Annotated in this window: 6 protein-coding genes; 4 read left to right on the forward strand and 2 right to left on the reverse strand. The window is 35.7% G+C overall.

The genetic code is table 11. From position 1 onward, the window contains the following. Positions 1 to 1,908 precede the first annotated feature (1,908 nt). Positions 1,909 to 2,193 (reverse strand): hypothetical protein, encoded by a 285-nt coding sequence (locus ACFILD_RS08030; RefSeq protein ID WP_273790507.1) that lies wholly within the window; start codon positions 2,191 to 2,193, stop codon positions 1,909 to 1,911. A gap of 849 nt (positions 2,194 to 3,042) precedes the next feature. Between ACFILD_RS08030 and ispG the strand changes: the two genes are divergently transcribed. From ispG to ACFILD_RS08045, 3 genes are all read left to right on the forward strand, one after another. Then, positions 3,043 to 4,284: a flavodoxin-dependent (E)-4-hydroxy-3-methylbut-2-enyl-diphosphate synthase gene (gene ispG / locus ACFILD_RS08035; RefSeq protein ID WP_273790506.1), complete on the forward strand. Its 1,242-nt coding sequence runs from the start codon at positions 3,043 to 3,045 to the stop codon at positions 4,282 to 4,284. A gap of 498 nt (positions 4,285 to 4,782) precedes the next feature. After that, the gene (locus tag ACFILD_RS08040; RefSeq protein ID WP_375630914.1) at positions 4,783 to 5,934 is read left to right on the forward strand and encodes an MFS transporter; all 1,152 of its coding nucleotides are present in this window, start codon (positions 4,783 to 4,785) and stop codon (positions 5,932 to 5,934) included. An 875-nt stretch (positions 5,935 to 6,809) separates the two neighbouring features. Then, positions 6,810 to 7,346 carry a hypothetical protein gene (locus ACFILD_RS08045; protein ID WP_375665015.1) on the forward strand — a complete coding sequence of 179 codons (537 nt, stop codon included), beginning with the start codon at positions 6,810 to 6,812 and terminating at the stop codon, positions 7,344 to 7,346. A 1,667-nt stretch (positions 7,347 to 9,013) separates the two neighbouring features. Here the strand turns inward: ACFILD_RS08045 and ACFILD_RS08050 are convergent. Further along, the gene (locus tag ACFILD_RS08050; protein ID WP_273790503.1) at positions 9,014 to 9,916 is read right to left on the reverse strand and encodes a polyprenyl synthetase family protein; all 903 of its coding nucleotides are present in this window, start codon (positions 9,914 to 9,916) and stop codon (positions 9,014 to 9,016) included. 425 nt (positions 9,917 to 10,341) lie between these two features. Here ACFILD_RS08050 and rpmF point away from each other — a divergent pair, with 425 nt between their 5' ends. After that, entirely contained in the window at positions 10,342 to 10,521 is a 180-nt protein-coding gene (gene rpmF / locus ACFILD_RS08055; protein ID WP_005774555.1) for a 50S ribosomal protein L32, read from the forward strand. Positions 10,522 to 10,601 lie beyond the last annotated feature (80 nt).

The following is a 10,601-nucleotide window of genomic DNA, read 5'->3' on the forward strand; positions in this document are numbered from 1 at the left end:
TTCTATTTCATGATGTAAAATAATGTGCCTTAGAATATTAAAGCGCATGCATCTTTACTCACTTCCATTTCTTTTGAAATAACTCAGTAGGGGGGGATGGAGTATTGGAAGCTTTGCCTGTCGTTTCTAGCAACATCATCTTTTGAGGTGTGGAAAGGAGGCTCTTCTTTTTATCTGAGTGTACTCTTTATGTGATATTTGCAATGATGTGAGGCAGATCATTGAAAAATCTATCTCTGATAGATGTGTTGTTATTATCAATCTGTATTGTGTGTATAACAATGATGCTAAGTTTGAAAACTGTCGCAATAATCTAGCTAAAAAACGCTTATACATAATATTGTACTTTATGGGGACACACTATAGAGCGTATAAAATGTAGTTACCGGAGCAGATATAGCCGATGAAAGATGTGTAATGGTGTTGTCTATTTGTCTTTGTAAGGGACTAAATCGTTATCTATCTAGGTCAATATGCCTTCGTTTTCTTTTTGTTTTTCAGTTCCAAACATTTTACGAATATTCTCTTGTTATGTTCACTGTAATTCTTAAAGTTTAGCTCGTCCTCTAACTTCACTTTCAGCTCTCCGTTTTTCAGCTTCAGCTTCCCATTTTCATATTCGGCTTTTCGTTTAGCTTCCTCTTCAGCTTTTTTCTGACGTTCTATGGCAAGTTCATGATCAGCTACTCGTACGTTTTCACAATTTTTTTTAGTTTAATGACTATAGAGTGGTTGGGTATAATCTTTGTGTCGTTTTCTAATTTTCTTTGTTGGGTTATTGCCGAGGCTTTCATTTGTAGAACTCGTATTCGTGAATCTGTAGGGCTGCGTAGAGTGTTTGAATGGGCTGAATTTGATCAGTATCTTTAGGACTTTTAAGTTGATCAATAAGCTGTTTTATGGTTTTTTTTGTTTTTCACGCGCTTTTTCGTAAATAGCTTGTTCTATGTTGTGTTTTGGCTTTTTGTTCATCAAAAATATCAACTGCGGCTTTTGATTTTGCGTTTTTTAATGGCTCTTTAGTATAAGAATTTTTCTTTCCTCTTTTCAGTATTTTTGCTGCTGCTGATACCTGTCAATTTTTGAAAGTGACTAAAATTAGAGCGATGGAGGCCATGACTCTTTTGCTTTTTGAATGTTCTTTGAAGAGCTGCGGATGTTTTATTTAAGAAACCATGTCGTTTTTTTATTTCATCGAGTGGATTTTTAAAATGTGCAAGCTGTTGTTTTTCTTGTTTAATCTGTTCTATATTTTGGCAAAATGAGTTGGAAAAAAATAGAAGAATTATTGCAAATACGCTCGTGTGAAATTCAAAGGAAAATGCAATGATTGTTGTTGAGAAACATTTCTTTTGTCTAAGGTATTTTTTATAAAAAATACCTGGTAGTGAGAGGAGTGTGGGTTTTCAATATCAAAATATCCTCCCCTTTCCCCAATTAAAATGACAATCGGGGGCGTATAGAGTAAAAGTGTAAGCTTTTCCAGTATTAATTCTTTATTTTTAGTCTATATACACAATGAAGTTTTGGGAAGGCTGGGAAATTGGGGGAAGTTTTGGATTGAATATTTGAGTTGTTATCTTATTGTCCCGTGAATATCCTCATTTTAGGTGTGGTATCAGGCATCTTTTTGATGCGTTAAGTGTTTGTGTGGGGAGCACATTCGTTGTAGGGCTTGTTTGTTGCCTTTAGAAATGTTTTCCTTTGAGGGGTGGTGATGTGAATCGCATGCGTTGATAGGTTTCCGATAGACAAAAGCTGGATTATAGACTGGCTGGATGGCTGGAAAACTTATCCTTTTGGGAGAGGGCGTAAAGTTAGGAGAAAGACGTAAAGTTTATATTTTGTAAACCATAAAAATGCCCGCTTTGAATCGGGCATTAAAAGGGAAGGTTATTGATTGTGTTATTAATGTTTACGGATCAGCAAGAAGCTTACTAAAACAATTCCTGCTGCTAATGCGAGGGTTTTTTTAGGATTTTCTTTCGCTTTTTTCTTTAATTCTGTAGCATGTTCGTTGAGGTGATAAAGTGCGTGACGGCCTTTTTGTTTCCATGTGTTAAACAGCTCAGAAATGTTTTCAAAGCTATCATTTTGAAAACTCCAATGATTTACGGGGACCAGCTCTCTTTTTAATTGTGCTATACGTTTTTTAATTTTAGCATTTTTTCTATGGGGTGAAAATAGACACATTTATTGACTCCTTCATGTGTTAAATTGTTGCGTGACAGTTGGAATTGTGTTTGGGGTTTTGCTATAACGGCTTGAAAATTGAAAAGTTGCATTGATAATGCCGCGCGTGGGTGAGATGAAAATTAAGAGTTTGAGTTTAATGAGGCATTTTTTAATGTGTCCGAGTTCTTTTCATGATGGTTTTTGTTAAGGATGTAAGGTAAAAATTTTTACAAGATGGTGTAAGATTCATCATAAAGATGGTGGGCGATGTCTTCATTTTTTTGTTTGTTTAAAGTGTTGGGATATCTTTTGGCACTTGAAATAGTTTATAAGGAGTTTTTATCTACATATTCTCTTGTGGCTGTAGGGAGTGGTATTGATTGATTCAATTAAGAAGATTTAAAATGAGGAAATCTTACGATATTTGGGTTTAGCATTCAAATTTGTAAAAAATAGATTATTATAAATCAATATGTTGGATTAATTTGGCGATGTCTTTCATGCATTTTAAAAATGGTGTTTTGTTAGGCGTTATCTGTTGTGTTGTAAAACACTGTTTTGTGATGACGTTGATGTAAGGTATCGGCATGCAACTTAAAAATACAGTATTGTCTCTGTTTGGTTTCAGTTTCTTTTTGAATCAACCAAGTGTAGAAGTATAAACTTGAACAGAAGTAGTAGAACTTATCCGGTGCGTCTATAGAATGAATCCACCTATGAGTTGAATTGCATCAGTGTTAGTAGGTAGAACCTTTTGAGAGCAATCTGTTAAGATTGGTGGGCGGTGTAATTTTCGTCCTTTGAAGCGCGGAGGAAGTCAATGTAAGTAATGATTGATAGCGCAGGTTTTAAAAATTTGAGGACTTGATGAATACGACCTATTTTTTATCTAAACCACTTGAGCGTCGTCGATCTGTTGGTGTTGCTGTTGGTGATGTGATCATTGGGGGGCAGAGCCCGATAGTTGTACAGTCAATGACCAATACAGATACCGCTGATGTTGATGCAACTGTTGCTCAAGTGGCTGCTCTTTGGCAAGCTGGTTCACAATTGGTTCGAATTACTGTTGATCGCGATGAAGCGGCGGCTGCTGTACCAAAAATACGGGAGCGATTGGAGAGGTTAGGATTTTTTGTACCATTGGTTGGGGATTTTCATTATATTGGTCATAAGCTTTTATCTGAGCATCCTGCGTGTGCTGAGGCGCTTGCAAAATATCGCATCAATCCTGGAAATGTTGGTTTTGGCGCAAAAAAAGATCGTCAATTTGCAGAAATTATTGAGATTGCTTGTCGGTATCATAAACCTATTCGCATTGGCGTGAATTGGGGCTCTCTTGATAATGCATTGTTAACACGGCTTATGGATGAAAATGCACAGCAAGAAAATCCTTTATCGGTTGCTGAAGTGATGCGGGAAACTGTTGTGCAGTCTGCTCTGCAATCGGCTCTTTGCGCTGAAGAGATGGGGTTGGGACGTGATAAAATTATTCTTTCTGCTAAAGTGAGTGACGTCCAAGATCTTATTGCTGTTTATACCACCTTAGCGGCGCGTTGTGATTATGCTCTTCATTTGGGATTAACGGAAGCTGGGATGGGAACAAAGGGCGTTGTTGCTTCTTCGGTGGCTTTGGGCATTTTATTACAGCAAGGGATTGGCGATACGATACGAATTTCCTTAACGCCAAAACCTGGTGGTGATCGGACACGAGAAGTAAAGGTGGGGCAAGAACTTTTGCAAGTGATGGGTTTTCGGCAATTTTTGCCTGTTGTTGCGGCTTGTCCTGGTTGTGGGCGCACAACCTCAACGGTCTTTCAACAATTGGCGCAAAAAATTGAAGCAGATTTATACAAAAATATGCCTATTTGGCGTGAAAAATACCCTGGCGTTGAAAGCTTGAAGGTTGCTGTGATGGGATGTATCGTCAATGGACCGGGGGAGTCAAAGCATGCGGATATTGGAATCTCTTTGCCTGGAGTGGGGGAAAGTCCTGCGGCACCTGTTTTCATTGAGGGACAAAAGGTAAAAACTTTGCGGGGTGATCACATTGCTGAAGAATTTGAAGCACTTTTGAGTGATTATATTCATACACGCTTTGGGCAAGGTTGAGGTAAAAATCGCATAAGGCTGAAGTAAAAATGGTGTGTCGTTTTTTAAAACAAGCTGTCTTCAATGTGAAGAGGGTGCTGTTGTATGCTGCTTTAGCTATGGTCAATACTGTTGTTGGTTGCTTATTATTTTAGGTAAAACCAGATGATATACCTGTTTTAGAATCAGAAGCTTATGAAGGATATTAATGAGTTTAAGTGTGTTAAGACTATTAAGCAAAACGATATGAATACTTTAATAGATCCGTAAATGTTGTTGCTGGTTTTTTGGCTGCTCTTGAGACAGTAAAATATTTAACGGATTCTTCAAATATCAAATTATAGAAAGAACATTGTTTATTGATTTTTCAGGCATTTTCCCAGCATTTTTTGGGGTATCAAATTGATAGGATTGGAAATCCTTATAGCGATTATAGTCCTATTTGTCGTAAAATATAAGCTTTTATATTGACATAAATGATGTATACGGGTGCCTTTTTGGGCGTTATTGGGGGAATGCATGACAAGTATATTAGCGTTTGGCTTTTTATTTAATGGTATAAGGATTTTAACTGGCGCCTTTATTGTCTTTTATATGCTTGAAAAAGGCTTAACGCTTATTGATATAGGTGTCATTAAGTCGTTTCAGGCTTTTATTATGATGGTTACCGATATTCCTCTGGGATATTTTGCTGATCGAAAAAGTTATAAAATATCGATCGTTTTGGCAGCTGCTTTTGCTGCTACATGGCTCTTTCTCATGGGATTTTCTACAAGCTTTTATGGTTTTCTTTTGGCAGAAACTTTTAATGCCTTATCGCTAACATTAATTGCTGGGGCTTATAATGCTTTACTTGTTCAATATGCAAAAGCAAAAGTGACATCCACTAAAAAAGTGCTTGGTTCCAGCTCTCAATATAATTACATCGGCATGTTTATATTCAGTTTAATCGGGGCATATTTTGCTGATTATTCTAGCCAATATATATGGTATATCGCGGCGTTTTTAATGTTGATGACAACACTATTTGGTTTGTTTTTTCTTGATGACTTGAAGGGGGAGAAAAAACCAAATAAAGCGAATTCTCTCATTTGTGAAGCTAAGGAGATGTTATCTATTTTTATTAAAGTTCCTTATATCTCTTTATGCTTTTATTTTTCATTGATTTTTTTCAATATATTCTCGCAGTATTGGCAGTGGATATTTAAAGATTATGATATTAATGTCACTTATTTTGATCTTGGTGTGACATTTTCATTGATATTGCTCTCTCAGCTCTTGGCTAGTTTTCTCTTTACAAAACTAAGTGAAAGAGTGAATTTTATTTTACTGTTGTTTCTTTCGGCTTCACTGATTTTTACCATTGCTTTCTTTGAACCAAGAAAAGAAATTGCTGTCATTTTAGTCTGTATGATTTTTTATCTCATTAAGTATACATATCTTCGTGTAGAAGTTGTTTTGCATGATAGTATTAGTGATCATTTCAGGGCTACATATGAATCTTTCTTGTCAACCGTTGGGAGATTTAGCTTATTGGTATTTTTTTACATGAGTGCGTATATGGTCAATATATTTGGCTTTTTCTCACTCGTTTATATTTTTGCTATTTATTTATTGATTTACTTGTTGGCGGTATTTTTTTTAGAAGGAACTCTCAAAAAAGTTCAGTGAAAATATTAACTTATTACGATACGTGTTTTATAGGGTTTCATAGTGGGGCAAGGCTTTTATTTATTAAGGCACATCGTTGTTTTTGCATGTTGAATGAGAAAGCTGAATAGTGTCAGTTACTCTTATTTAAAATCTATGTATGTTGAAGCAATCAAAGTCATCCGCTTGTCCTTATAAGTAGGCGTGGCATAATAATCGTTAAAAAGGAAATAAAAATGCTGCTCATGAATATTGCGCCAAGAGTTGCTGATAAGATTGGACGCTGATAAAGAAAATGATTGTGCTGGATTATATGCTTATTAAGGAATGGTGATGGAGCAGTTTTCCCCATTTTCATTGGTTCCTTGCTGGTAACACTTTATCTCATTAGAGCTAATTTAAACAGTTGGACAATTTATAGCCTGTCCTCATAAGAATTCCCTTATGATCGATTTTGATATTTTGATGATCTATTTTATTGTTGGTATATTTAGCGGATTTTACCATTGCCTCCTTTAAAATATCAATCATCTTGTTGAGATATTTTCTTACATCTTTCATTCTCATTATAGCTCATTTTTTAGTATTTTCTCTTTGGTTGTGGCGTTAGCTTTGTATTTTCTGATGTTAGAAAATACTCTTAATCCAGATAATAAACTTATCTATGGAAACTTTGAATGACAGCCCCCTCTTTGAGAGGGAATAAAATCAAGTACAGAAATATTGTTGAGTACAATTTGCTATAAATAAGCCACAAGAAACCAGCACATATTGATATATTTGATAGGAATCTGTTAGGCTGTACAAATTGTAGTTATTAAAAGATAAAGCGGTGAAATCGTTATCCATAACGCATATTGTAACATTTATAACTCTTTTTTTTTATATCCGTGTTGTTGGGATGTACGCGCGTAGATAGTCTAGAGCAGTACAATAACCTTTACGAAGAATATATAAGTGAAAAATACGAGGCTTTTGAACATTTTCAAAAGCAGGAACAAGCAAGAAATTTCGTCTATAGCCGTGGCTATCAGAATATAGCGCCCAAATTTGATATTATATGGCATCGTCACATACTGATTGTTTTATGTGGACGTTTTGTTAATTTATTGCGCGGTGATTATAATGAGGAGATGTCATGGGCAATGCTACCCAATGTCATAAGCAGTTTGCGGAATGACTATAATTGGAGAGAAAGCGATTTTATTTGGGCTTATAATATGTCTATGAATTCTACCGACCCCATGATTGATTATGCGAAAAAATTTCTTAATTCTTCAAGTGGAAATGGTATTAGCCCAACAATACAAATTATTGACCTTGTGTCTAGTATGAGAGCTGGTCATGATGACAATACTAAACAAATAGCGCGTTTTTGCATAGAGCTAAACACGATATATGACATGATGAAACCAAGAAGAATTTACAAATGACATTTAATGGGTAGTGAGAAAAATTCTCTCGAAGGATATTAAATGGCTATAATACTCTTGATAATCGCGGCATTTTCTTGGCCATGTTGCATGTTTTTTTATTATGGCTTCAAAAGGTGGACATATTTTCCAGCTTTTACAACAGGTATAGGCTCACTTACAATGATGCTCTTCATTTTAATAAGAAAATTTCACTTGAAGGAGGAAATTTGCACTTGGATTGAAAAAACTACTTATCACAAATTAGATTGCGCTATTATATATAATAATAAGGATTTTCTTTATCTTTCTGTTGCAATGATCATTCTCTGTTTAATCTTATCAATTCTCTTTTTATGCGATGAATTGAATAAACGAGATAAAGAGTGTGACGAATTAAAGTTGTACAGTGATCATGATTATTATTCAATTGAAGTTATTACACACTTTTGTAAATAAAAATGTTTCTGCTTTTGAAGGAGCATGCCGACACAATCATTCACTTTTCTCGCCCCTAATGTTGCGGACAGCCCTTGGCTTTTAAGACGGTTCATAAGAGGCATTTTTTTAGTCTTTTCTTTGATGTTTTGCCCCACACGGCTTTTCCCGCTTGTGACGTGCAAGCAAGTGATTTTGATTGATTTAACATACACAGATTTGAAATGAGAGAATCTTATGATATTCAGGGTTCTTATTCAAGTTGAACAACCACGAATTATCATTATAAATCAATGTGTTATATCTTTCTTACTAAGAAAAGAGAGATCGGTAATAATACTGCTTTGGTTTTTCGTTCTATTGAAATTAGTGGTTTTATTTATCCTGTTATGCCGTAACATACTGTCATTTGAGGGGTGGTGAAGGTATCCTGTTTGATACATTAAGTATTTTAAGAAGTGCATGGTGAATATTCTTAAGTCTTGTTTATTGCGTCTTTAGTTTAAGTGAATCGCATGCGTGGAAAGCGAGAGAAACCTACTCGGTAGGAAACTAGACTGTTTACAGAGCAGATTAGGTTAAAAGACTTTGTTCTTTGAGGGTGGCATAAAAATCAAAATAGCCATTATGTTCATTTTTTTCTGATATTTTAAATACGAGCTTCAAAAAAATGATGCTTAAACTAAACAACGAGCACTTTTGTAAAAGTGTTTTTAGAGAGCAAGCAATACACGAGTGAATTTACAGAATGTAAGCATATTTGATCTTCTACAACAAGATAGCGTGGAAAGGCATAAAAATTACGATTCTCTACTGAGGGCATTGTACTTCTTTTATTGTTTTTTGCGGGTTTATAAAATGCCTGGTTTTATACTTATTCTGTTTATCTTTTGCCTTATCGTTAGAAGATTAAAGACATAAAGGAGAAAGCGAGTTTTCCTCTTTCCGGTTGTTTTTTATTCAGCTTTAAAGCACCCACCACCCACTGTAATATCTTTTAAAGCATAGTGATTGCGCATTGTTTCACATTTTCTTTCATTCTTTAATGGAAGGCATTTTTCATGCAAAATAGGATACCCAGAATGCATTTGTGTTATAAATTCACGCGGCTTGTTTTAATGAAATTCTTCTTAAGATTTGTCGCACCCATTTCATGATAAGGACTATAATGGAGATTAATGGTAACGTTTCTTTGAAAAGTCTATTATGCATTCAATAAATATGATGGTGTACAATATGGCGGATGAAGTTTAATTTTGGCGTATTGCACTAAAGTGTGCTGCTTGTTGGAGGGGGAGTGCTTTAGCGCCAAAAGGATGTAAGAATGCTTCTGCTTTACTGATGAGTGTATCTCGCTTTTTTTGGGTTTCTTTAATGCCGTAAAGATGAACAAAAGTGGCTTTTTGTGCCGTTTCATCTTTCCCAGCCGTTTTTCCTAGGGTTTGCGTGTTGGCGGTGACATCAAGAAGGTCATCGGTTAATTGAAAGGCTAAACCAAGATAGGTACCAAAATCAGTAAGCTTTTCAGTTAATTCTTTAGATGCATTGCCAATGATGGCACCTGCTTGGCAAGCAAAGCTTATCAGGGCTGCTGTTTTCATGTGTTGTAGAGTGATAATGTCAGTACTTTCTTGCGGTCTTTTTTCAGCTTCAAGGTCCAGCATTTGTCCACCTAACATACCGCCAAGCCCTGCCGATTGTGCAAGAGACGTGATCAGCTTGATTCTAATATCTGTAGATAAAATACTAGCTTTATGGGCAATAATTTCAAAGGCAAATGTTAAGAGGGCATTGCCTGCTAGAATTGCTGTTGCTTCATCAAATGCTACATGGACAGTGGGTTTTCCACGCCGGAGTATATCGTTATCCATAGCGGGAAGATCATCATGAATGAGCGAATAACAATGGATACATTCTAAGGCACATGCAACATCAAGAGAATGTTCTACAGGGACATCAAAAAGTGCAGCACTTTGAATTACAAGAAAAGGACGCAAGCGTTTTCCACCGTTCAGCACACCATAACGCATGGCTTTGATTAAGTTTTTAGGGCGTGAAATTTCACCATTTTGGATTTGATCACTTAACAGGGTATCAAGCCGCTTTTCAACGGTGTCTCTATGTTTTGCAAGAAGGGTGGTAAATTCGTGCATTCTTGCTTCCTTTGTTTTTACAAAAATGAAATTATGAAGTTTAAAGAGAAAGGTTGTCGCTTTTTCTTGTTTTCATAAATTGGCGTCGTTTTTTATTAAAAATCAACTTCTCTTTTTATCCGTATCTCTACTGTATGCGCAAATCCCTTTTTAAACCAAATAAAAATTGAATGAAGGTCTTATAAAAAAGCTTTCATTGGTGTATAAAATTCTCAAATTTTGCAGTGTTTTTGATATTCCTTTGATTATTGTGACACCATTTTTGATAACAAGAAGGTCATTTTTAGTAAGAGGAGGATCATTTTGACATTGCCTCTTCTTTTTTATCAGTGTATAATATCTTAAAATTTTATGGTGTTTTTAAATGAAGCATTGTCATTTTTGACATTGCTTTTTCTGTTTTAATGGATTTGGAGTGTCTTTTTATGGCTGTACCTAAACGAAAAACCTCTCCAGCGAAGAGGGGCATGCGCCGTTCGGCTGATGCTCTGAAGGCGCCGACTTATATCGAAGATAAAAATTCTGGTGAATTACGTCGTCCTCATCACATTGATTTGAAAACGGGAATGTATCGTGGGCGTTCCGTTTTAGTGGTTAAAGACTGAGCGTTTTCTTTCTTTTCCAGTGGTGAACTTCTTTTATTTCATCGATCAATGCACGCTTGGGGCGTGCATTTTCGCTTTAA

Origin of the sequence: Bartonella sp. CL162QHHD (assembly GCF_042195435.1) — a bacterium.
In the GTDB taxonomy this organism is placed as follows: Bacteria; Pseudomonadota; Alphaproteobacteria; order Rhizobiales; family Rhizobiaceae; genus Bartonella.

Excerpts from the sequence above, each read along its gene's own strand:
- ACFILD_RS08030 (WP_273790507.1), bottom strand. The coding sequence starts at position 2,193 with ATGTGTCTATTTTCACCCCATAGAAAAAATGCTAAAATTAAAAAACGT.
- ispG (WP_273790506.1), top strand. The coding sequence starts at position 3,043 with ATGAATACGACCTATTTTTTATCTAAACCACTTGAGCGTCGTCGATCT.
- ACFILD_RS08040 (WP_375630914.1), top strand. The coding sequence starts at position 4,783 with ATGACAAGTATATTAGCGTTTGGCTTTTTATTTAATGGTATAAGGATT.
- ACFILD_RS08050 (WP_273790503.1), bottom strand. The coding sequence starts at position 9,916 with ATGCACGAATTTACCACCCTTCTTGCAAAACATAGAGACACCGTTGAA.
- rpmF (WP_005774555.1), top strand. The coding sequence starts at position 10,342 with ATGGCTGTACCTAAACGAAAAACCTCTCCAGCGAAGAGGGGCATGCGC.